Here is a 23,254-nt window from a genome sequence, read left to right on the forward strand (position 1 = left end):
GTTCACTCCCGCCGTTTGCCCACGGTAACCGCGACAGGCCGCAACTGGCGTTCCGCCTCCCCGTATCCGGGGCGCATGACCTTCGCGACGGTCCCGGGCTCGACGTCCGGGTCGTCCACCACGCCGACCACCTCGTGCCGGGAGGGGTCGAAGGGCACACCCGTCTCGGCATGCCGCTCGTACCCCAGCCGCCCGAGGATGGCCACGGCCTGGTCGTGGACGGCCTTGACGCCCTCCACGATGGCTCCGGGATCGGAGTCGGCGTGGGACAGGGCCAGTTCGAGGCCGTCCAGGATGGGCAGCAGTGCGGCGGCGGTACTGGCCCGCTCCGAGGCCCGCTCCCGGTCGAGCTCCTTGGCGTGGCGCTTGCGCAGATTCTCGATGTCGGCGAGGGCACGCCGCCAGCGGTCCTGGAGCTCGTCCAGGGCCGTCGCGTGGTCGTCCGTGGGCCGGGGCTCAGGCCTGGTGGACGCCGCCTCCGCCGTAGCCTCCTGCAATTCCTGCAGTTCCTGCTGTTCCTGCTGCGGCGGGGCGTCGGCGCCTTCCGGCTCGGGGTGCTGGGGGTGGGTGGTCACGGGACCGCCTCAGCTCTTGTCGAACTCGGCGTCGACGACATCCTCGTCGTCGGAGCCGCCCGCGCTCGTGGGCCCGGCCTCCCCCGCGACGGGTCCGTCGGCCGAGGTTCCGCCCCGCTGGGCCGCGGCCAGCCCGGCGTAAATCTGCTGGAGCTCGGACGTGAGCGGCCGGACCTTGTCGGGTCCCGCTTCGTCCTTGACCAGCTGGCGGGCTTCGGTGATCAGCATCTCGGCACGGGAGCGCTCGTGCGACGGCGCGGCTTCGCCGAGTTCGTCCAGCCGACGCTCGACCTGGTACGCGACGGCGTCCAGCTCGTTGCGGGCGTCCACCGCCTCACGCAGTGCCTGGTCCTCACCACGGTTGCGCTCGGCCTCCGCGACCATCCGCTCGACCTCGGCGGGGTCGAGGTTCGAGCCCTCGGAGATGGTGATGCCCTGCTCCTTGCCGGTGTCCTTGTCGCGTGCGGTGACATTGAGAATGCCGTTGGCGTCGATGTCGAAGATGACCTCGACCTGCGGTTCGCCACGGGGGGCGGGGCGGATGTCGGTCAGCTGGAAGCGACCGAGGACGCGGTTGTCCGCGGCACGCTCACGCTCGCCCTGGAGGACGACGACATCGACGGCGGGCTGATTGTCCTCTGCGGTGGTGAAGGTCTCGCTGCGGCGGACGGGAATGGTCGTATTGCGCTCGATGATCTTCGTCATCAGACCGCCCCGGGTCTCCACGCCCAGCGACAGCGGCGTGACGTCGAGCAGCAGGACGTCCTTGACCTCGCCCTTGAGCACCCCGGCCTGGATCCCGGCGCCCATGGCCACGACCTCGTCGGGGTTGACGCTCATATTGGGGTCCTTGCCGCCGGTGAGCTTGCGGACGAGGTTCTGCACGGCGGGGATCCGGGTGGAACCGCCGACGAGGATGACCTCGTCGATATCGTTCTCGCTGATCTTGGCGTCGCCCATCGCCTGCTTCACCGGGTCCATGGTCCGTTCGACGAGATCGGCGGTGATCTGTTCGAACGTGGACCGCATGACCGACATGGTCAGATGCTTGGGCCCGGAGGCGTCAGCGGTGATGAACGGCAGACTGACCTGCGTCTGCGTCACCGAGCTCAGTTCGACCTTGGCCTTCTCCGCGGCCTCGAAGAGCCGCTGCAGCGCCTGTGGGTCATTGCGCAGGTCGATACTGTTCTCCTGCTTGAAGTTGTCGGCCAGATGGTCGACGAGCCGGCGGTCGAAATCGTCACCGCCGAGGTGGCTGTCGCCCGCGGTGGAGCGCACCTCGACCACGCCGTCACCGACGTCCAGGATGCTCACGTCGAAGGTGCCGCCGCCGAGGTCGAATACGAGCACGGTCTCGTGCCCCTTCTTGTCCATCCCGTAGGCCAGCGCCGCCGCGGTGGGCTCGTTGATGATCCTGAGTACTTCGAGCCCGGCGATACGCCCGGCGTCCTTGGTCGCGGTGCGCTGGGCGTCGTTGAAGTACGCGGGCACGGTGATGACCGCTTCCGTCACGCGCTCGCCGAGCTGCTTGCCCGCGTCGTCGGCGAGCTTGCGCAGGATCTGTGCGCTGATCTCCTCCGGCGAGTACAGCTTGTCGCCCACCTTGAACCGCGCGACACCGCCCTCGCCCTCGACCACGTCGAACGAGACAGCCTTGGCCTCGTCGGAGATCTCGTCGTAGTGCCGGCCGATGAACCGCTTGGCCGAGTAGATGGTGCCCTTGGGGTTGAGGATGGCCTGGCGGCGGGCCATTTGCCCCACCAGGCGTTCCCCGCTGTCGGTGAAGGCGACGACGGAGGGGGTCGTGCGGGTCCCCTCGGCATTCGGTATGACCGTGGGTTCACCGCCCTCCCATGCGGCGATCACCGAGTTGGTGGTGCCGAGGTCGATTCCGACTGCCTTGCCCATGGAGAACTCCTTGCCCTGGCTGCCGTCGGCATCTGCCGATGCCGGGCGGCAACGGTTCTGTCAGGTGATGGCCCCTTTGTCGGGGGCGCCCGTCACACGCCGCAGGCCGGCGATGAGCTGCTCGGCCTCCTCGGCCACCTCCGTGTCCACCTCGATGTCGTACCGGGTGGGCTGCATCGTGCTGATCGAAGCGAAATCACGGCGTCCGCCCTGTAGGGCGTACAGCAGCAGCCCCAGCAGGGCGCCCACGATCGCTCCGAAGATCAGCCCGTAGAGAGCGAGCAGCAACCCGGCGACCACCGGGTCGAGCCAGTTGAGAAGGCCGAAGATCCACCCGATGAGCGCACCCGGGAGCGCGCCGGCGGCGGCGCCGTGCAGTGCCGCCCTGCCGTAGTCCATCCGGCCGACGACCTGCTCCACCAAGCGCACGTCCTGCCCGACGATCGCCGTCCGCTCCACGGGGAATCCCTGGTCGGACAGGTGATCGACGGCGCGTTCCGCTTCGGCGTACGTCCCATAGGAAGCAACTGTCCGGCGAGGCTGATCAGCCATCGGCCTCTCCTTCGGTGTCGGTGCACGAAAGCGTCGGCGCCTGTGAGGGTTCGCAGGTACTGTTCCGTCCAGCCTGTCTCCTGAGGGGCCCTCGGTGCCTGATCCTGCTGGGTCGAAATTCCCTCCAGCGGTCCGCCTGCGGGCACGGGGGCTACTGGGTCGCGGCCTTGTGAAGGCCTTCCGAGGGGTCGGCCCGACGGGCGTCCGGCGGTGGCTCCTGGCGGCGCCGGCCTGCGGACCGCGGGGTCGCTCGACCTCTCCCCGCCTGTACTTCTCGGCCGGGCTCCGGCCACGGCACAGCTCGCCGGCCACCTCACAGCTCGCGAGCCGGACCGGAAGAGCGGTCGTCGATCACGCAACCGGCCAATGGTCGGCGAGGCTGCCGTGCCACACGCTGCCGGACCGGGGCCGGCCCGCATCCGCACCCGGGCGCCCACGAAGGCGCGGGGAGCATGGCCGTCAGGATGCCGGCCGCCCCTGTCTCAGGCAGCGCTGTGCACAGCGTCGCAAGCGGGCGACCCCGGCGCCTGCCCCTGGCAGAGCCAAGATGCGTCCGGCACTCCACCCGCGGGCGCAGGGCACGGCGCCGGAGCGGGCACGTCCGGGACCTCCTGCGCCCAGCGGGAAGTCCCGGGAACGGCCACAGCGCCCGTACCCGGGACGGTGCGTGGCTCCCTCGGAGAGATCCGCGCGACCGAGAACCCAACTCTCAGCGGGTACCGGACTCCTCGAAATGACTAAAGTATGACAAGGCCGTCATCTCACTGCAGCCGCCTCTCGCTGCGGCTCTATGGGGATGTGAGGTGAGGGCGTGCCCCCGGACCGGCCCGCCCGGGATCGCCGTCGACGCGCCGTTCTCGGTGAAAACCGCCTGGTGGAAAGCCTGAAGGCTGCCGAGGACGCCATCGCGACGCACGACGAGCACGACGCGTCAGCGCGTCGGCCCCGAAGCTCGCTTGTGGCGGCGCATGCGCAGAGCCCGGTACAGCCGCAGCGGGAAGAGCCCCACCAGCGGAGCGCGGCGGCCGAGATCCTCACTGTCCTCATGATCGAAGGCGCGAGCGTAGCGCTGTGCGTCCTCCGCGGACGGATAACTCTTGGTTCCTCCCGCGCCGCAGCCGCGTACGCACTGCCAGTGCATGGTGTCGCCGTCGCTGGAGAAGCGAAAGCGATGGCCGAGAAGGCGGCAGCGCAGCATGGCTCACCAGCCTATTCGGAGCGAGGCATTCCGGCGTGTCCGGCCGCCCCATGACCGCGACCACACGTGGGGGTTGAGAGCATGACCACCACCTCGGAGCCGCGCACCGTCACCACGCGTCTCCCGGCCCGTCTCGACCGGCTGCCCTGGTCCCGCTTCCACTGGAGAATCGTGATCGGCCTGGGCACCGTCAGGATCCTCGACGGGCTGGAAGTCACCATTGTGGGAGCCGTCGCCTCCCGCATGACGGAGCCGGGCAGCGGAATTTCCCTCACCACGGCTGACATCGGATCCGCCGCCGCCATCTACGTGGCGGGGGCATGTATCGGCGCTCTGCTCTTCGGTCGCCTCACGGACCGGTTCGGGCGGAAGAAACTCTTCATGGTCACGCTGGGCGTCTACATCCTGGCGACGGTAGCGACCGCGTTCGCCCAGGAGCCCTGGTACTTCTTCCTCTTCCGGCTCCTCACCGGCATGGGTATCGGCGGGGAGTACGCAGCGATCAACTCGGCCATCGACGAGCTGATTCCCGCCCGTAACCGGGGCCAGGTCGACCTGGCCATCAACGGCAGTTACTGGGCCGGCGCGGCGATCGGCAGCCTGGCCGCTCTGGCCTTCCTCGACACCAGCCTCTTCGCCGCCGACCTGGGCTGGCGGCTGGCCTTCGGCATCGGCGGCACCCCAGTGATCAACCAGACCGAATAGGCGAAGCGGGCCAACCGCCGAAGAGCACAGAAACAGTGCAAAAGGTACGCTGTGAGTTATGCATGGCGTACAGAACGGCGCCCGCGGGTTGGCTCGCCCGACTCTCCGTAACAGGGGGACGAGCAGCGTCCGGGCCCAGGCGCCCGTCACCGCTCCGGCCTCATGGAGCCGGGAGCAACTGGCGCATCTGTACAGACTTTTCGTTCTGGCCATGGTGATGTTCGATGGGCGTGAAGAGGCCGAGATCCTGCGCCTTGCCATGGCCACGGTGCCCCGGCTCGGACCGTGCCGGCCCGAGGCCTGCTACCTCTTGAAGGACGGACGCTTCCAGCTGGCTGCGGTCACCGACCCGAAAGCCGACGGCGGGCACGCCCGGCGGGACATGGCCCGGGCGGATGAGCAGTTCACGGTACTGGGCGGGGAGGACGGGCCGGTCCGGTTCCGGGAGGAGGACTGGGGGTGGGCGGTCGCGCTGCGCTGCGCCAGCGGGCTGATCGGCTACCTCGTCGTCAGTGCGGAGAAGCCGCCGTCCGACGACCAACGCTTCCTGGTTTACGCGCTTGCCCAGCCCACCGGAGCCGCCCTTTACAACGCCGACTCCCGCCGCCGCGACCGGGAATATGCCTGGCAGACGCTCCGGGTGAAGGAGGAGCGCGAAGCCACCAACGAACGGCTCACGGCGCTGGTGGCGGAACTGGAGCAACAACGCACCGTCCATGAGGTCCTCGCCCGGACCAGCGTGGCCGACGACGGGGAGGACGGCATCGCCCGTGCGGTTTTCCAGCTGACCGGCCTGCCGGCATGCGTCGAGGACCGCTTCGGGAACCTGCTGGCCTGGGCAGGGCCCGGCGCCCCCGCCTGCGGCAAGCCCGAACCGCTGCGGCGGGAGCAGTTCCTCCAGGACGCCATGCGCGCGCTGAGCCCCGTCCGCGACAAGGACCGGCTCGTCGGACTGGCCCGCCACCATGGCGAGATCCTCGGAACGATCGCCCTCATCGACCCCGCCACCGAGGCAGGGGAAGCCGAGGAGTTCACTCTCGAGCACGCGTGCACCGCTCTGGCCCTCGAACTCGCCCACCGCCGCAGCCTCGCGGAAGTCGAACTGCGGCTGCGGCGCGAGCTGGTGAACGATCTCATCACCGGCACCGACGACAGCGCTACGTACACCCGGGCGGAAGCGCTCGGCCATGACCTGCACGGCATGCACCATGTGGCCGTCGTGCAGTGGCAGGACACGCCCGCGAACGAGCGGTTCATGCGGGCGGTCTCCCGTGCCGCCCAGGCGCTGGGCATGCGGTCGCTGCTGGCCAGCCGCTCGGAGACAGCCGTTCTGATCGTCCAGGGGGAGCCGCGCGGCGCGGCGCTGTACGAGGCCGTGGCCGGCGAGTTGGACTCCCGGCGTGGTGCCGTGGGCATCGGCGGTCCATGTGAGGTGACGGACGGCCTCCCCCGGTCCTTCGACCAGGCCACCCGGGCGCTGAGTGTCCGCCGGCGCTCCCAGCCACCGTACGGTGCCACCGACTTCGACCAGCTGGGCCTCTACCGCATCCTCGCCCGGGGCGACGACGGCCGCGAGGTGGAGCAGTTCGTCCGCGAATGGCTCGGCCATCTCCTGGACTACGACGTCGCGCACGGAACCGATCTCGTGCCCACGCTCACCCAGTACTTCGACTGCGGTGGCAACTACGACAAGACGGCCCGCGCGCTCGCCATCCACCGCAGTACCCTGCGCTACCGGCTGCAACGCATCCAAGAGGTCAGCGGCCGGAGGCTGAACGACGTCGAGAGCCGTCTCAACCTCCAAGTGGCGACCCGAATCTGGAAGGTCAGCGGATCGGCGACCCTGTGAACCGGGCTTGCGCCGGCGATCGCGGCCGGGCCCACGCCGGTCCGGCGCCATGGCGGTGCGCCATGGCGTCACCAGCCTGTTCGCCGCCTTCAACATCGCCGACGGCACCGTCATCGGCGAACTCCACCGCCGCCACAGGGCAATCGACTTCAAGAAGTTCCTGGTCACGATAGACGAGGCCGTACCCGCTCAGCTGGATGTTCACCTGGTCCGCGACAACTACGCCACCCACAACGCTGCGGACATCAAGAGCTGGGTTGCCAGGCACCCGCGCTTCCACGTGCACTTCACCCCGACCGGCTCCGGTGTCGGAGCGGACCTGGAAGTCGGCCCAGCCGAGTTCGTCCTTGACCTGTTTGTAGCTCTGCTCGATCCAGTGCCGGATGCCGTCGATCCGCACTATTTCGGCCAGGTCGGCTGCCGGGTGCGGGCTGTCCGCCTCCCGTGGTCCGCCGGGCCGGGGCAGGTCGGTGGCCAGATACCAGGTGGACTGCGCGCTGCAGGGTGGCCGGGTCGGTGGTGGCCACCACCAGGCGCGTGGTGCCATCCGGTCCCCACCAGCCCAGCTGTGCGTCGGCCGCCCACCAGGTAGCCGTGTGCCCGTCACGGAATCCTCGTGTGACCGCGCTCCAGTCGCCGGGGCGGTCCGGTCCGTGCCAGGCAAGGTTGCGGGCGGCATCATATCAACGTCGTACCCGCGGCATCCCCAGTCCGATCCAGGAGATGATCTCGCGCTGGATCTCGTTGTTGCCGCCGCCGAAGGTGAAGATCACGGCCGATCGGTAGCCGCGCTCCAGCTCGCCGTGCAGGACCGTCCCGGCCGAGCCCTCCTTGAGGGCACCGGCCGCGCCGACGACCTCCATCAGCCATGCGTAGGCGTCACGGCGCGCCTCGGAGCCGTACACCTTGACGGCGGAGGCGTCCTGCGGGGTGAGGCTGCCGTGCTCGACGGCGCCCACCATCTGCCAGTTGAGCAGCTTCATCGCGTCGAGCCTGGTGTGGGTCTGGGCGAGTCGCTTGCGCACCCAGCCGAGGTCGATGACGCGGCGGCCGTCGGCGAGCTTGGTGTCGGCGGCCCAGCGCTGGACGTCGTGGAGGGCGCGGATGGCCATGGTGCCGTGGGCGGCGAGGGTGACGCGTTCGTGGTTGAGCTGGTTGGTGATCAGGCGCCAGCCCTTGTTCTCCTGGCCGACGCGGCGGGAGGCGGGTACCCGGATATTCTCGTAGTAGCTGGCGGTGGTGTCGTGCGAGGCGAGGGTGTTGATGATGGTGCAGGAGTAGCCGGGGTCGGATGTCGGGACCAGCAGCATGGTGATGCCCTTGTGGGGCGGTGCGTCGGGGTCGGTGCGCACGGCGAGCCAGACCCAGTCGGCGGTGTCGCCGTTGGTGGTCCAGATCTTCTGGCCGTTGACCGTGTAGTGGCCGGTGTCCTCGTCGCCCTCGCGTACCGCGCGCGTCTTGAGGGCCGCCAGGTCGGTGCCCGCGTCGGGTTCGCTGTACCCGATCGCGAAGTCGATCTCCCCGGAGAGGATCTTCGGCAGGAAGTACGCCTTCTGCTCGTCCGTACCGAACTGCATGATCGTCGGGCCCACGGTGTTCAGCGCCATCAACGGCAGCGGTACGCCTGCCTGGGCGGCCTCGTCGAAGAAGATGAACTGTTCCATGGGGCTGAGACCGCGGCCGCCGTACTCCTTGGGCCAGCCGACGCCGAGCCAGCCGTCCGTGCCGAGGCGGCGGATCGTCTCGCGGTAGAAGCGTTTCTGCGCGCTGGGGTCGGCATAGCGGGCGTAGCCGTTGTCGGGCACCAGGTCGGCGAAGTAGGTGCGCAGTTCGGTACGCAGCTGCTGCTGCTCAGGCGTGTATTCGAGGTGCACGGCCCCTCCAGGAGTCTCGCGGTCCGTCCCGTTGCGCGCGGCGCACACAGTAGAACGTGTTGCAAGAATCCGGAAGGGCCGGACCGCGGAGAGGGGCGCCTAGCCAGGCAGCTCCACCGACTTGTACAGGGCGTCGATCAACGCCATCTTGCGCGGGTCGTCGGCGATGTTGGGGCCCATGCGGTTCATCACGTATCCCAGGCTGATACCGGCCTCGGGGTCGGCCAGTCCGCAGGAGCCGCCGAAGCCGTCGTGGCCGAGCGCCCGGGGGTTGGGGCCGTACGAACCGTTCTCACCGCTCAGCCAGAGGCCCAGCCCGACCTCCGTCTCGTGCTCGAAGCCCGCGCCCAGCACCAGGTCCCGGCAGCGGCCCTGGCCTTCGCGGACGCGTTCGGCGGACTCGGGCGACAGCAGGCGCCGGCCCCCGGACTCTCCGCGCCCGGCGAACACTCCGTACAGGGCGGCGACCGCGCGGGCCGTTCCGTGGCCGTTGGCCGCGGGGATCTCGGCGGCGCGCCACTCGGGGGTGTTGGCGTCGGCGGCCGAGACGATGGGGTTGACCAGGGCCGCCAGGGCGGCGGGCTGCAACTGGGCGAAGACGGAGGCCTGTTCGCTGCTCGAGGCGGCCGGCGGATGCACCAGCTCGGCGGCTCGCGCGGCCTCCTTCTCCGGCAGTCCGATGGTGAAGTCGATGCCGAGCGGTCCGGTGACCTCCTGGTGCAGGAACTCTCCCGGAAGCTGTCCGGTGATGCGCCTGATGACCTCACCGACCAGGAAACCGTACGTCATGGCGTGGTACCCGGACCGCGTACCCGGCTCCCACCAGGGCTCGGCGGCCGCCAGCCGCGACGTGGTCAGCTCCCAGTCGTAGAGCTCGGCGACCGTGTGCGGTTCGCGCAGTCCTGACAGGCCGGCGCGGTGCGAGAGCAGATGGCGTACGAGGACGGCCTCCTTGCCGGCTGCGGCGAATTCCGGCCAGTAGGTGGCTACCGGCGCGTCCAGATCGAGCTGACCCCGGTCGGCCAGCAGATGCGCGCACAGCGCCGTGGGACCTTTGGTCGTCGACCACACATTGACGAGGGTGTCGCGCTGCCACGGCAGGCTGCGCGCGGAGTCGGCCCAGCCGCCCCACAGGTCGACCACGGGCTCCCCGTCGATCAGCACGGTCACGGCCGCGCCCAGTTCGCCGCGTTCGCGGAAGTTCTCCTCGAAGGCGGCACGGACGGCCCGGAACCGTTCGTCGCAGTGGCCGTCGATCTGCGCTTCGCTCTCTGGCATGGGCTCCTCCGTCGCCTCGGGCCGGTTTCCCGGCCTGCCGGTACCCGGCTCCCCCAGAACGTACCGACTGGTCGGACTGCCGGGAAGAGTGCCGACAAGAAGGCACGCCGGGCGGCCCCTCACCGCCCCGGCGACGGCCCTGCCATCCGCCCGGCCTCCCGGTCCCGGCCCCTCAGCCCGGGCCGTCGCCGGGGTGAGCGAGGATGAGACGAGAAGATCCATGCCCCGGAAGGAACCCGATGGCCGTCGACGACTCCGTACTGCTGCGCACCGCGGGCCACACGGGGTACATCACCCTCAACCGTCCCCAGGCCCTCAACGCCCTCACCCACGCCATGGTCCGCACCGTCGATACGGCGCTGGCCACCTGGGAACAGGACCCTGCCGTCGAGGTCGTGGTCCTCACCGGAGCCGGAGAGCGCGGGCTCTGCGCCGGCGGCGACATCCGCGCCGTCCGCGCGGACGCCCTCGCGGGCGGTAGCGCGTCGCTGGACTTCTGGCGGGACGAGTACCGCCTCAACGCCCGTATCGCCCGCTACTCCAAGCCCTATGTAGCCGTCATGGACGGCATCGTGATGGGTGGCGGTGTCGGCGTGTCCGCACACGGCGACGTACGAATCGTCACCGAGCGGTCGAAGGTCGCCATGCCGGAGACGGGCATCGGCTTCGTACCGGATGTGGGCGGTACGCATCTGCTGGCTCAGGCGCCCGGCGAGCTCGGCACCCATCTGGCGCTCACCGGCTCGGCCGTGGGCGCGGCCGACGCGCTGCTGTGCGGGCTCGCCGACCACTTCGTACCCTCGCGGCGGCTGGCGGAGCTCACCGCGTCGCTCGCCGAGTTGGACGTGACCGAGGCCGTGGGGCGGTGTGCCGAGCCCGCCCCCGAAGGTGAACTGGCCCGGCACCGCAAGTGGATCGACGACTGCTACGCCGCCGGCTCCGTGGAGGAGATCCTCGACCGGCTGCTCGGCCGCGGCGATCCGGCGGCGAAGGAGGCAGCCGAAACGATCCTCAGCAGGTCGCCCACCTCGCTCAAGGTGACCCTCGCCGCGCTGCGCCGGGCCCGTGAACTCCGCGCGCTGGAACCGGTCCTGGATCAGGAGTACCGCGTCTCGTGCGCGGCCTTCTCCTCGCCCGACATGGTGGAAGGCGTCCGGGCACAGGTCATCGACAAGGACCGCAGGCCGCGCTGGTCGCCCGCGGAGCTTGCGCAGGTGACGGACGCGGACGTGGCCCGGTTCTTCGCACCGCTCCACGAGCGCGAACTCGGACTCGGACTCGCGCACGAACTCGGACTCGCGGGCGGCCTCGGCGCTTGAGCTCAGCCGAGCAGATCGCGCAGTGAGGCCTTCATCCGGGCGACGAAGGCCTCACGGACGCAGTCCTCCACAAGATCCAGCGAGAGATACGGATTGAGATCCTCCAGCTCGACCAGCAGCAGCTCCCCGTCCGGAGCCCGGCAGGCGTCGACGCGCTGGATGCCGTGGTCCAGGGTGTTCCAGTCGATGAACCGCTGTGCGAACTCCAGGTCCGCCGGGCCCGGCTCGTACCGCTCCAGTTCCCAGCGGCGCTCCGGGCGCGGGGCATACAGGGCGTACTGGAAGTCCCGGTCGACGAAGTAGAACGACACCTCGTAGCGGAACGGGATCCTCGGCTGCACCAGGACGTCGCCGTGCACGGCCTCGCTGAGGCGGTCCGGGGGGAGAAACTCCATCCCGATCGAGTCCGCCCCTGTCTTGGGTTTGACGACGTACTCCACGGCCTGCGGCAGCCGTGCGAGGTCCTCGCCACGGTCCACGGTCGGTATCACAGGAAACCCGGCCGCGCTCAGCTCCACCAGATACTGCTTGCCCGCCATGTCGGCGCGGCCCGTCGGCGGGTTGTAGAGGCGCGCGCCGGTCCGGCGGGCGAGGGCACGGAAGGCGTCGTACTCCCGCTGGTAGTGGAGCACGGGACCGCTGTTGCGTACGACGACGCCGTCGAAGGAGCCCATCAGGCGCGCGGCGTCGAGCGGATGGCACAGAGCGATGTCGAAATCCTCGCGCAGGCGCCCGGAGAGGCGGATGTCCTCGCCGCAGTAGCGGCGGCCCTTCGCCTCATAGCCGAGATCCGTGACATAGAGGATGCTCAGGCGTGCGGCGGTCATGGTGCTCCCAAGTGGTGCTCGGCGTGCATGGTCGTGCGTGATCGCCCGGCCTTCGTATCAGACGGCTCCGGCGCGGCCGCCAGCGGTCCTGCTCAGCGCTCGGAGCGGAGCAGCAGCAACGCCGCGTCGTCGCCGCGCTCACGGCTGCCCGTCGCCCGGCCGATCAGACGGTCGGCCACGGCTTCCAATGGCTGGTCGGTGGCGCGTCCGAGTTCCGCGGCCAGATCCGCCAGGGCCTCGTCCATGTCGCCCCCAGGGACCTCGATCAGTCCGTCCGTGTACAGGACGAGCACGGATCCCGGAAGCAGCGGCACCACTGTGGTCGGATAGCCGGCCGACGGATCGATACCGAGCAGCGGGCCGCCGGCCAGCTCCAGGATGTGGACCCGGCCGTCGGGATCGCTGAGCAGCGGATGAGGGTGTCCTGCGCGGGCCAGCAGGGCACGGTGGCGTGACAGGTCCAGATGCAGGTATACGCAGCTGGCCAGCAGGTCTTCGTCGAGCTCGATCAGCAGCCGGTTGGTGGACTCCATGACCTGGCCGGGCGGCTGGCCGACCGCCGTGTAGGCGCGGACCGCTGTGCGGACCTGGCCCATCAGCCCGGCGGCGGTGACATTGTGGCCCTGCACATCGCCGATGACGGCGGCCGCCGCATCGCGGGTGCGCATCAGGTCGTAGAAGTCGCCGCCGATGTCCATGCCCTGGGTGCCGGGCAGATACCGCGCGGCGACCTCCAGACCGGGCAGCTCCGGCAGCGAGCTGGGGAGCAGTGCCGACTGGAGTCCGTGGGCCAGCCAGTTCTTGGCGTCATAGAGCCGGGCCCGCTCCAGAGCCTGGGCGATGAGACCGCCGAGGCTGGTGAGCACGGCGCGCTCTTCGCTGGAGAAGTGGTGCGGCTGCGAGTAACCGAGGACCCAGGTGCCGACGGAGCGTCCGGAGGCGATCAGCGGCAGATAGGCCCAGGCAGCCATGCCGTCCCGGGTCGCGAAGCGCCCCGGGTAGATGCGCTCCAGCTGCGCACGCGACTCGAAGAAGGACGGAACTCCGCTCGAGAGCACCTGGACGCCGGGCGTCTGGGCAAGCAGGGGCATGCCGTCGAACCGCTCCACGACCGACGCGTCCTCGTAGCCGCGATGTCCCAGGACGCGCAGCCGCCCCGACTCGGACGCGAGCATGACCAGCGACCGGCTCCCGACAGCGGGCATGATCTCATCGGCGACAAGCTCGATCACGTCGGACACGCCCACCGCTTCGGTCAGCGCGCTGGCCAGGTTGAGGATGTGGGAGATGCCGACCAGCCGCGCCGGCTGGGACGGCGCGTCGGAGGGCATTTCCCGGACCGTTCCGCGGGCCGGGGTGATGTGCACGCTGATCCCGTTCCGGCTGGGGTGGAGCCGGAACATCAGCCAGTCCTGGGGCGGGCGCAGCGCGACGAACGAGGTGGTGTGCTGGCTGATCAGGGCCGCCCGGTAACGGTCCTCGTACACCGGGTCGTTCAGCCAGGGCAGCGCGGACCACAGCTGGGTTCCGAGCAGCTCGGCCACCGGCGCGCCGACCAGCTCACCGGCGGCGGGGTTGGCGTAGGTGACGCGCCCGTCCACGTCCAGCGAGCACATCCCGTCCGGCATCCGCGCCAGCATGTGTACGGCCTCGGCCGCGCCGGTCGTACCCGCCACGGCTGCCGGTCCGGGGAAGTCGGGCTCGGGGACGAAGGGGCGGCCCGCCTCCGTGGCCCGGCGCAGCAGCAGGGCGAGGCGGTCGCAGGCCGCGGTGAGACGGCCGCGTTCGGCGTCGGAGATCTCCGGCGGATGGGAGCCGGGCCACGTGACGAACACCGCTCCGTACGCGGTGTCGTCGATCGCGATGGGCAGGGCGGCGAGGGCGAACTGATACGGCAGGACCACCGCGACGCGTTGATAGCGGCTCGCCATTTCCTCGCCGGGGACCCAGATCAGCCGCCGTTCGCGCAGGGCGTCGACGACGGGGATGGGTGAACTGAGCGAGATCCGCTCCCAGGGCGCCGCGAAGGACCGGGGCAGTCCGGCCATGACGGCCATTTCGAGCACCTGCTCGTGGGGCGACAGCAGGTACACGGCGCCGGAGTGAGCCTGGACGTCTTCCATCATCCCCGCCAGTGCCCGGGACAGGAGGAGGTGGGAACCCTCGCTTGCGCTGTCCGGCGGGGTGACCCCGGTGGCAGGCGGATCCGCCAAGGGAAACCACCTCCTCCCGCCACAACGCTCACGACCAAGGCTGCCCGCCCCGGGGGCTTCCCGCACGGCGAGCGGCTGTGGGGTCCGCTCACCGTGCGGCCCGGTGGGCACAGCGGGCCGCACGGCCACGGCGGGCCTACGCCGCCCGGTGCGAAGCCACCTCCTCCGCCGCGATCCGGATCTCTCTGCGTTGCGTGACGCCGCCCACCGTCACCGCCAGCGTGACCGTCCCCGGCCGCAGCGCGGTGAGCCTGCCCGAGACCGGGTCGAACGCCGCGGCATGACGGTGGCGGGCGTCCTCGGGCGCGCCGATGTACAGGTTCGGCGAGCCCGTCCAGTCCGCGCTCAGCGGGAACGCCACCGGCACCCTCCGCGCACCCTGCGTGACCGTCGCCCGGGCGTCCGCGGCCTGGCCGGGCTTCAGTGCGGCGGGCGCGTCCAGGGCCAGGCCGTCGACGTGCGCCCGGGTCTGGACCGAGACCCAGTCCGGGCGGCCCTCCCACGGCCGGAGCCGCCCCGTCAGCTGCTCACCGCGCGACACCTTGTCGACGCCGACCAGCGACCAGCCCGTGAAGCCACCCTCGTCCGCCGGGCCCGCCGGGGCCTTGCCCGAGTTGCCGTTGATCAGATACGGCACGCCGTCCACATGGTCGGCGTGGAAGACGCCGACATGGCTTCCCACGAGACCCGCGCCCTTCCCCGTCGTACGGCGGAAATCCGCGAGCCACTGCTCGATCAGCGCCGCCTCCTTGCGGTCGCCGAGCTGACTGCCCTTCTGGACGGTCGGGTCCCGCGGCGGGACGTGCTCGACGAGCATCACCGACGAGATACTCGCGTCCTCGGCCGCCGCGTCGAGCTGTGCGCGCACCGCCTTGATCTGGTCGAAGCCGCCGCCCCGCAGGGTCAGGCTCGAGGTGTCCAGGGTCAGGAACCGCGTACCGCGATGGTCGAACGTCCGGTGCGCGGGCCCGAACTCGGCGATGAAGTTGTCGATCTTGCCGCCCATCACCTCATGGTTGCCCGGCACGTAGTACCAGGGCAGCTCGTCCCCCAGCTCCTCGGTCAGCACGCGGCGCGCGAAGGCCAGATCCGCCGGAGAGCCCTCGTCGACGAGGTCGCCGTTGACGATGAGGAAGTCGGGCCGCGCCGCCTTGATCTCGCGCAGCGTCCGGCGCGCCTGCGCCACGATCGCGCTGTCCGGGTCGCGGGCGACGAACTGCGCGTCGGACATGACCGCGAACTGCCAGTCCCTGCCCCCGGTCTCGGCCGCCGGGTCGATCAACGGATCGGCCGTACGCGGCTGCTGAGGCAGCACGACCGTCGGTGGCACCTGCGCGGTCAGGCCGTCGATCACGATCTTCCCGGTGTACTGCTTGGCGGCCGCGGTCTCGGCCAGATAGAAGCGCTGCACCGACAGCGGCATCGCGGCCCCCGGCGGCACGGCAAAGGTGACCTGCCGCCAGCCCGTCCATGTGATGAACGGTCCGCGCAGCAACTGATCGGAGCCGGCGGCGTCCTTGAGGTGCAGCGTCGGCCACGCGCCCTTGCCGTCGCCCTTGATCCAGAGTGTGAACGACTGCGGCTGGCCCGGGACGGCGATCTGCCGCGGCGGGTTGGCGTAGGCGGCCCGGGTTGCGGTCGACTGCGTGAAGTCGTAGGTGAGCTCCAGGCCGGTGCCGCTCTGTCCCTCGGGCGTCGCCGCGACCGAACCGCTCGCGCGGGCCTGGCTGAAGGTCCAGGACGCGGCGTCGTCGAAGCCGGAGACCGGCTGCTCCGCGAGTCCGACGCCGGCGGCGAGCACAGTGGTGACGCCCCCGGCCGTCGCCGTGATCCGTCCGGCGCCGCTGCCCGTGCGGGATGTGACGGTGAACGAGCCCCGGCCGTCGTCGCGGACGTCGAACAGCGTGTGGTCATAGGCGAGTCGGACATCGGCCGGTTCGACGGGCGCGCTGTTGCCCTGGGCGTCGAGGCCGAGGATGCCGAAGGTGCCGGTGGCGCTCGCGTCCGCGAGGCCGACCCGCTTGGTGGTCGGCTCGATTCCGGCCAGGTCGTCGAGCACGGTCAGCTCGGTGCTGCCATGGGCGCCCGCACGTTCGGCGCGAATCTCGGTCGTACCGCTGCGCCGCGCCCGGAATGTCCCGTGGTCGTCGACCCGGCCCACCGAGGGCTGGGCGGCCCGCCAGTGCGGTGCTCCGGCGGCCGGTCCGTACGTCTCGTCGTAACCGGCGGCGGTGAGCCGGCGGGTCAGGCCGGGAAACACCCGCTCCGGGTGGCCGCCCTTCACCGGGTCGGCGGTGGGGGCGCTCCCGGCGGGAGTGCGGGGCTCGACCCAGAAGCCGCGCAGCCGGCCGCTGCCGTCGGGCGCGGTGAGCGCGAGGCCGTTGGGGACGGTGCGCTCGCTGCCGTCGGAGGGGCTGTTCTCCAACTGGAGAACGTCGCTGCCGGGTTCGCGGGCGACGAGTGTCGAGGAGCCTCCGCCGTCCAGGTTGAGTGCGCTGTGCGCGCCGGCCTTCTTCATCATCAGGCCGAGTTCGGTGAGGGTGACTCCGCCGCTGTCGGCCTGGCGCCCGTCGACGGTGATGACCTGCATCGCACGGCCGTCCTTGGAGAAGCCGACGGCGGTACGGGGGGCGGCGGTGTTGTTGCCTTCGCCCTCGTGGCTCAGCGGTACGCCGTCGACGACGAGGAGTTCGCGGCCGCCGACGGCGGTCCGCGGGACGGGCCCGCTCTCAGTACGCGGCCGGTACTCCAGGGACACGGCGTCGCCCGGGCGCAGCGCCGCCAGCAGCCCCGCTCCGGCCTCCCGCCCGACCAGGACAGTGGTGTCCTCGGCGATCGGCCCGGTGCCGGGCCGATCGGTGACGGCGACGACCTTGCCATCCCGTAACACCGCTTCGGCGACGGGAGTCGCGGCGTCGACGGTCAGCGCGCGGTCGGCGGTTCCCCAGGCGGCGGTGTAGGCGCCGATCCCGCCGGCCGGGACGTTCGCGGCGTTGTACGCGGTCAGGGGGTGCGCACCGGAAGGCAGCGTGAGAGTGCCGTCGAAGTACAGCCGCAGGACACGTCCGGCGTTCTCCGGTCCGATGCCGACGGCGCGGTTGGCGCCGGTGGCCGGCGAGTGGGTGACCTTGCCGTCCTTGATGCCGGGGCCCTGCGGTGCGCCGGTCTGGTTGATGTCGAAGAAGTCCGCGTTGATCGCGGCCACCGTGCGCCGTCCCTTGCCGGGGTCGTGCTGTGCGGCGAGTTCGGAGACGGCGCGGCGGTCGGCCACCTTCCCGGAGGAGAGGTAGTCGGCCTGCACGCCGCTGCCGTCGAGATCGACGGAAAGCGCGTCGACGCGCAGCCACTTGTCCGATTCGAGCCGGTCGTAGGAAGTGAGGCTGACGCCCGGAGCGATCGGCCGGGAACTGCGCGCGGTCTCGATGCCGTCGCCGTCGGCGATGGATCTCGGCCGTCCGGCCGCACCACTCGCGGGCGGCGGCGCGACGGGCCGCAGCACTTCCGCGGAGTCTCGGGGGCGGGGGTCGGGGGTGGAATCGGCGACGGCCGGGGACATGGCCCCCGCCGTCAGCGCGGACACCGTCGCGACCAGCACGACGGACCGTCTTGCTCTGCCAAGGCCCACAACTACTCCTGGAATAAGGCTGGTTGAGCGCGCGGTAAGCGCTGTCTGCGGACAGCATCGCGGCCCTCGTACAGCAACACCAGGGGGCAGCGGGGACGATGGGAAGAACAGTAGGGGAGCGCAGGCAGTGACACTCCCATTGGCGCACCGGAGATCAAGTGATCATGCCGGTGGGGCCCGGTTGCCCGGGCACCGGCCGTTCTCCCTCTCGCGCCCGCATCGGTCGCTCGCACGCGCCATATTCGCGAAAGAAAGCTGTAACAATTCACCATGCGAGACGATTTCCGAGGGACATTGACGTGACCGGAAGTCGCTGCCATTCTCTCCGGTGTGAGTCAAGCTGACATTCTCGTATCGCGCCTGCACGTCGATCTTCGACGGCACGCCAGCGCACTCTGTGCCGCTGGCCGCTGAAACACTCCCAGCTGACTTCCCTTCCGGCGTCCAGCCCTCTCTTCAGAGGGTCACGGTCAGGCTGAGCGCCTCCGCCCCGCCCATGCGGAAATTCTCACGGCAAGGCCCGTAAAGGAGCCTTCCGATTCTCTTCAATCCCTTTTCCTGAACGTATCGCACGCCTTTTCAGCGCGACGCTTCAGGCATCTTCGCGTACCCCGAAACGGAATAACTGATGACCTCCATCCTGGCTGTTTCCGGAAGCCCATCCGTGAACTCGCGCACCGAATTGCTGGTCGAGCACGCGGTTGAGCGACTGTCCGTCACCGGCTTCGACGCGGGCCATCTGAAGGTGCGTGAGCTGCCCGCGGCCGAACTGCTGGCCGGCCGGTCCGACTCGGCCGCCCTGCGAGCGGCGGCCGAGCAGGTCGCCGCCGCGGACGGTCTGATCGTGGCCACACCCGTCTACAAGGCCTCCTACACCGGACTGCTCAAGGCCTTCCTCGATCTGCTGCCGCAGTCCGGCCTGGCCGGAAAGACGGTTCTGCCGCTGGCCACGGGCGGCAGCCTGGCCCACGTACTCACCATCGACTACGCCCTGCGCCCGGTCCTTTCGGCGCTCGGGGCCCGGCATGTCGTCGGCGGCTCCTTCCTCCTCGACAGCCATGTCGAGCGGCTGCCCGAAGGCGGTGCGCATCTGCGCCCCGAGGCCGAACTCCGGCTCTTCGACGTCGTCGACGAGTTCATCCAGTCACTCCCCTCCCGGACCCTCTCCCCCGCCCAGTCCCCCGCCCCCGGTGCGGCGACCTCCGCCGCCCGCAGCCACTGAAGGAATCCGACGTGCACACCACAACCAGACGTAACTTCCTCGTCCTCACCGGTATCTCCGCACTGGCGGCGGCCGGCTGCGGCACGGCGGTCGGCAGCGGCACGCGGAACACCGGCACGCTCCGCTACCAGGGCTCGGTCGGCCAGGTCAGCCCGGCCGAACTCGCCGCGTCCCTCGGCTACCTGGAGGATCTGAAGCTCAAGTGGGTCGGCAACACCATCAGCGGCCCGCAGGACATCCAGTCCGCCGCGTCCGGGCAGACCGACTTCGGCGGCGCCTTCAACGGAGCCGTCGTCAAGCTCGCCGCCCGCAAGGCCCCCATCAAGGCCGTCGTCAGCTACTACGGCTCCGACAAGCAGGCGTACAGCGGCTTCTACGTAACCGAAAAAAGCGCCATACGTACGCCCCGCGACCTCATCGGCAAGAAGGTCGGCATGAACACCCTCGGCGCCCACCACGAGGCGATGCTCGACATCTACCTCAAGAAGAACGGGCTGAGCCGGGCCGAGGCCGAGCAGGTCGAGCGGATCGTCATCCCGCCCGTCAACACCGAACAGTCCCTGCGCCAGCGCCAGATCGACGTGGCCGTCCTCGGCGGCATTCTCCGCGACAAGGCGCTGGAGGCCGGGGGCGTACGCAAGCTCTTCAGCGACTACGACCTGCGCGGGGCCTTCAGCGCCGGTACGTACGTCCTGACCGAGCGATTCATCAAGCAGAACCCGGAGACCGCACGGATCTTCGTCACCGGAGTGGGCAAGGCCCTGGACTGGGCCCGTACCACGCAGCGCGACGAGGTAGTCGCACACATGACCGAGGTAGTCGCCAAGCGCAAGCGCAACGAGAGCGCCGCCGCGCTCAAGTACTGGCGCTCCTACGGCGTCTCGGCGCCGGGCGGCCGGATCGAGGAGAAGGAACTGTCGGTCTGGGCCGACTGGCTCACCGAACGCGGCGACCTCAAGTCCGGCCGGGTCGGCGTCCCCGACCTCTACACCAACGAGTTCAACAACAGTGTCAAGAAGGCGGGTTGATCCCATGACCGCCAAAATCAGCTTCCGGGGTGTCGGCAAGACCTTCCCCGTACGCGGAAAACAGCAGCAGGTCACCGCGCTCGACGGGATCGATCTCGATATCGCCGCCGGTGAGTTCGTGGTCGTCGTCGGCCCGAGCGGCTGCGGAAAATCCACCCTGCTCGATCTCCTCGGCGGGCTCTCCGAACCCACCAGCGGTGAGATCCTGCTGGACGGCGCGCCCGTCACTGGACCGGGCCTGGACAGGGGCATCGTCTTCCAGCAGTACGCCCTGCTCCCCTGGCGCACCGCGCAGGGCAATGTGGAGTTCGGCCTGGAAGCCACCCGGGTGCCCCGCCGCGAGCGGGCCGAGCGGGCCAGGGAGTATCTGGCGCTCGTCGGGCTCTCCGGCTTCGAGGACCGGCATCCGCACGAGCTCTCCGGTGGCATGCGCCAGCGTGTGGCCATCGCCCGGAGCCTCGCTTATGACCCCGATGTGCTGCTCATGGACGAGCCGTTCGCCGCACTCGACGCGCAGACCCGCGAGTCGCTCCAGGACGAGCTGCTGCGGATCTGGCAGCGCACCGGCAAGACGATCGTCTTCATCACGCACGGCATCGACGAGGCGGTCCATCTCGGACAGCGGGTCGCCGTCCTCACCTCCCGTCCCGGCCGGATCAAGGAGGTGGTGCCGATCGGCCTCGGCGACCGCGGCGCCGACACCGACCCGCGCTCCAGCCCCGAGTTCGCACACCACCGCCATCAGATCTGGAACCTGCTGCGCGACGAGGTCAGCCGGGCGCAGCAAGAGGAGAGGGAGGCCGCAACGCTATGAGCATCGTCACCGAGAAGGCGCCCGCGACAGCCGTCGATGTGAACCGCGCGGCGCAGGACACCGACCCCGCACCGCCCCCACCGCTCCGGACCCGCGCACTGCCCGCCCCGGTCCGCCGCGCCGGCCGCATCCTGCTGACCCTGCTCACCCGGACCGCCGCTATCGCCGCGCTGCTCGCGGTGTGGGAGAGCGCCCCCCGGCTCGGCCTGGTCGACCGGACGTTCCTGCCGCCGTTCTCGGAGGTCGCCGTCGCCTGGTGGCAACTGCTCCTGGACGGCCAGCTCGCCGAACACACTCAGGCCAGCCTTCAGCGCTCGTTCACCGGCTTCGCTCTCGCGGTCGTCATCGCCGTACCGCTCGGCCTGCTGATCGGCTGGTACCGGCCGCTCGCGCAACTCCTCGGGCCACTGCTGGAGGTCTTCCGCAACACCGCCGCGCTCGCCCTGCTGCCGGTTTTCGTCCTGCTGCTGGGCATCGGCGAGACCTCTAAGGTCTCCATCGTCCTGTACGCCTGCACCTGGCCGATTCTGCTGAACACCATCAGCGCCGTGAGCAGCGTCGATCCAACGCTGCTCAGGCTGGCCAGGTCGATGGACCTGCCCGCTCCGAGGATCTTCCAGAAGGTGATCCTGCCTGCCTCCGTGCCGACCGTCTTCACCGGCATCCGGATGGCAGGGGCGGTGGCCATCCTGGTCCTCGTCGCCGCCGAGATGGTGGGCGCCAAGGCCGGGCTCGGCTATCTCGTCAACGCCTCACAGTTCAACTTCGCGATCCCCGACATGTACGCCGGGATCATCACCATCTCCGCCATCGGCGTGGCTTTCAACCAGCTGCTCGTGGCTCTTGAGCGCCGCTTCACGTCCTGGCGCACCCCGACCGGAAACTGAGGATCCGCCCATGTCCGCCGACGCCCCCCGCCAGTTCCATCTCAACGCGTTCCTCATGAACGCCGGCCATCACGACGCCGCGTGGCGCCATCCGCGCACCCGGCCCGACCGGATCACCGAGCTCTCGTACTTCCAGGAGCTGGCCCGTACCGCAGAGCGCGGCAGACTCGACTCGCTGTTTCTCGCGGACGGCGTCGCCCTGTGGGGAAATGCCCGCTTCAACGCGGTCGGCGGTTTCGAGCCGCTCACTCTGCTGTCCGCACTGGCCGTTGCCACCGAGCACATCGGTCTTATCGCCACCGTCTCCACCACATTCAACGAACCCTTCCATGTGGCACGGAAGTTCGCCTCGCTCGACCACCTCAGCGGCGGGCGCGCCGGCTGGAACATCGTCACCTCCGGGAATGAGGCCGAGGCCAGGAACTTCGGCCGCGAGGAGCATCTGGAGCACGCTCTGCGCTACGAGCGGGCCGCCGAGTTCCTGGAGGTGACCAAGGAGCTGTGGGACAGCTGGCGTGACGACGCGACGGTCATCGACCGCGAACGCGGGGTCTACACGGAGGACGGCGCCGTGCGGCCGATCGGACACCGCGGCAAGCATTTCCGGGTCGACGGGCCGCTCAACGTACAGCGCTCGCCGCAGGGCCATCCGCTGCTGGTGCAGGCCGGTTCCTCCGAGGACGGCAAGGAGTTCGCCGCCCGGTACGCGGAGGCGGTGTTCACCGCCCAGCAGACCCTCGCCGACGGCCAGACCTTCTACAAGGACCTCAAGTCACGGCTTGCGAAGTACGGCCGCAGGGCCGACCAGGTGAAGATCCTCCCGGGGATCTGCCCCATCATCGGCGCGACCGAGGCCGAGGCCCTGGCGCTGCAGGACGAGCTGACGGACCTGCAGGTCCCCGCGTACGGGCTGCAGCAGCTGTCCGGGATGCTCGGCACTGATCTGAGCGGCCTGCCGCTCGACGGTCCGCTGCCCGACCTCCCCGAGGAGCAGGACATCAACGGCAACAAGTCCCGCTTCACGCTGGTGGCGGAACTCGCCCGGCGCGAGCAGCTCACCATCCGGGAGCTGATCGCCCGCCTCGGCGGCGGCCGCGGCCACCGGGTCTTCGCCGGCACCCCCGAGCAGATCGCGGACCAGCTGGAGCAGTGGTTCACCGAGGGCGCGGCGGACGGGTTCAACATCATGCCGCCGTATCTGCCGGGCGGGCTGGAGGACTTCGTCGACCAGGTGGTGCCACTGCTGCAGGCGCGCGGCCTGTTCCGTACGGAGTACAGCGGTCGCACCCTTCGCGACCGCTACGGGCTGGAGCGACCCGCAGGCCGGCCCGCGCTTGCCCACTGACGTCCACCGACCCCGTTCACTCATCCGCCCAGAGA

The 23,254-nt window shown here is 70.1% G+C and carries 17 protein-coding genes and 3 pseudogenes; 10 read left to right on the top strand and 10 right to left on the bottom strand.

Annotation, left to right across the window (positions count from 1 at the left end; all coding sequences use genetic code 11):
* Window positions 1-2: 2 nt before the first annotated feature.
* The 4 genes from OG966_RS03565 to OG966_RS03580 all read right to left on the bottom strand — a co-directional run bounded on the left by OG966_RS03565 (window position 3) and on the right by OG966_RS03580 (window position 4,233).
* Window positions 3-575, bottom strand: coding sequence for a nucleotide exchange factor GrpE (locus tag OG966_RS03565; protein ID WP_326647871.1), 573 nt, complete (start codon window positions 573-575; stop codon window positions 3-5).
* 9 nt (window positions 576-584) lie between these two features.
* A complete protein-coding gene (dnaK, locus tag OG966_RS03570) occupies window positions 585-2,483 on the bottom strand; it encodes a molecular chaperone DnaK (protein ID WP_326647872.1) in 1,899 nt (632 codons plus the stop codon).
* A gap of 60 nt (window positions 2,484-2,543) precedes the next feature.
* Window positions 2,544-3,035: a general stress protein gene (locus OG966_RS03575; protein WP_326647873.1), complete on the bottom strand. Its 492-nt coding sequence runs from the start codon at window positions 3,033-3,035 to the stop codon at window positions 2,544-2,546.
* Between the two features lie 931 nt (window positions 3,036-3,966).
* Window positions 3,967-4,233 carry a hypothetical protein gene (locus OG966_RS03580; RefSeq protein ID WP_326647874.1) on the bottom strand — a complete coding sequence of 89 codons (267 nt, stop codon included), beginning with the start codon at window positions 4,231-4,233 and terminating at the stop codon, window positions 3,967-3,969.
* Window positions 4,234-4,314: 81 nt separating this feature from the next.
* On the opposite strand from OG966_RS03580, the pseudogene OG966_RS03585 reads away from it, so the two are divergent.
* From OG966_RS03585 to OG966_RS03595, 3 genes and pseudogenes are all read left to right on the top strand, one after another.
* Window positions 4,315-4,908 (top strand): annotated as a pseudogene (locus tag OG966_RS03585) (MFS transporter); the annotation flags it as partial.
* Between the two features lie 241 nt (window positions 4,909-5,149).
* Complete coding sequence (locus OG966_RS03590; protein ID WP_326647875.1) at window positions 5,150-6,787, top strand: PucR family transcriptional regulator; 1,638 nt, start codon at window positions 5,150-5,152, stop codon at window positions 6,785-6,787.
* Between the two features lie 55 nt (window positions 6,788-6,842).
* Window positions 6,843-7,091: pseudogene (locus OG966_RS03595) on the top strand (transposase); the annotation flags it as partial.
* On the opposite strand, the pseudogene OG966_RS40710 reads toward OG966_RS03595, so the two are convergent.
* The 3 genes and pseudogenes from OG966_RS40710 to OG966_RS03605 all read right to left on the bottom strand — a co-directional run.
* Window positions 7,065-7,467 (bottom strand): annotated as a pseudogene (locus tag OG966_RS40710) (IS701 family transposase); the annotation flags it as partial. The pseudogenes OG966_RS03595 and OG966_RS40710 sit on opposite strands and share 27 nt — an antisense overlap.
* A 3-nt stretch (window positions 7,468-7,470) precedes the next feature.
* Window positions 7,471-8,661: an acyl-CoA dehydrogenase family protein gene (locus OG966_RS03600; RefSeq protein WP_326647876.1), complete on the bottom strand. Its 1,191-nt coding sequence runs from the start codon at window positions 8,659-8,661 to the stop codon at window positions 7,471-7,473.
* A gap of 99 nt (window positions 8,662-8,760) precedes the next feature.
* Window positions 8,761-9,939: a serine hydrolase domain-containing protein gene (locus OG966_RS03605; protein WP_326647877.1), complete on the bottom strand. Its 1,179-nt coding sequence runs from the start codon at window positions 9,937-9,939 to the stop codon at window positions 8,761-8,763.
* 239 nt (window positions 9,940-10,178) lie between these two features.
* On the opposite strand from OG966_RS03605, the gene OG966_RS03610 reads away from it, so the two are divergent.
* A complete protein-coding gene (locus tag OG966_RS03610) occupies window positions 10,179-11,258 on the top strand; it encodes an enoyl-CoA hydratase/isomerase family protein (protein ID WP_326647878.1) in 1,080 nt (359 codons plus the stop codon).
* Between the two features lie 2 nt (window positions 11,259-11,260).
* Here OG966_RS03610 and OG966_RS03615 read toward each other — a convergent pair whose 3' ends face one another.
* From OG966_RS03615 to OG966_RS03625, 3 genes are all read right to left on the bottom strand, one after another.
* On the bottom strand, window positions 11,261-12,085 hold the full coding sequence (locus OG966_RS03615; protein WP_326647879.1) for a hypothetical protein: 825 nt from the start codon (window positions 12,083-12,085) through the stop codon (window positions 11,261-11,263).
* A 92-nt stretch (window positions 12,086-12,177) separates the two neighbouring features.
* Window positions 12,178-14,211, bottom strand: coding sequence for a SpoIIE family protein phosphatase (locus tag OG966_RS03620; protein WP_326655072.1), 2,034 nt, complete (start codon window positions 14,209-14,211; stop codon window positions 12,178-12,180).
* Window positions 14,212-14,434: 223 nt separating this feature from the next.
* Window positions 14,435-17,854: a phosphodiester glycosidase family protein gene (locus OG966_RS03625; RefSeq protein ID WP_326655074.1), complete on the bottom strand. Its 3,420-nt coding sequence runs from the start codon at window positions 17,852-17,854 to the stop codon at window positions 14,435-14,437.
* A 399-nt stretch (window positions 17,855-18,253) separates the two neighbouring features.
* On the opposite strand from OG966_RS03625, the gene OG966_RS40715 reads away from it, so the two are divergent.
* From OG966_RS40715 to OG966_RS03650, 6 genes are all read left to right on the top strand, one after another.
* Window positions 18,254-18,337 (top strand): putative leader peptide, encoded by an 84-nt coding sequence (locus OG966_RS40715; RefSeq protein WP_351446407.1) that lies wholly within the window; start codon window positions 18,254-18,256, stop codon window positions 18,335-18,337.
* Window positions 18,338-18,551: 214 nt separating this feature from the next.
* Entirely contained in the window at window positions 18,552-19,145 is a 594-nt protein-coding gene (gene ssuE, locus OG966_RS03630; RefSeq protein ID WP_326647880.1) for an NADPH-dependent FMN reductase, read from the top strand.
* A gap of 11 nt (window positions 19,146-19,156) precedes the next feature.
* Window positions 19,157-20,173, top strand: a complete 1,017-nt coding sequence (locus OG966_RS03635) for an ABC transporter substrate-binding protein (RefSeq protein ID WP_326647881.1) — start codon at window positions 19,157-19,159, stop codon at window positions 20,171-20,173.
* 4 nt (window positions 20,174-20,177) lie between these two features.
* Entirely contained in the window at window positions 20,178-20,987 is an 810-nt protein-coding gene (locus OG966_RS03640) for an ABC transporter ATP-binding protein (RefSeq protein ID WP_326647882.1), read from the top strand.
* Window positions 20,984-21,874: an ABC transporter permease gene (locus tag OG966_RS03645; RefSeq protein ID WP_326647883.1), complete on the top strand. Its 891-nt coding sequence runs from the start codon at window positions 20,984-20,986 to the stop codon at window positions 21,872-21,874. The genes OG966_RS03640 and OG966_RS03645 overlap by 4 nt, the downstream gene beginning before the upstream one ends.
* A 10-nt stretch (window positions 21,875-21,884) precedes the next feature.
* Window positions 21,885-23,219, top strand: a complete 1,335-nt coding sequence (locus tag OG966_RS03650; RefSeq protein WP_326647884.1) for an LLM class flavin-dependent oxidoreductase — start codon at window positions 21,885-21,887, stop codon at window positions 23,217-23,219.
* Window positions 23,220-23,254: the final 35 nt, after the last annotated feature.

This window comes from Streptomyces sp. NBC_01750, assembly GCF_035918095.1.
Classification (GTDB): Bacteria; Actinomycetota; Actinomycetes; order Streptomycetales; family Streptomycetaceae; genus Streptomyces.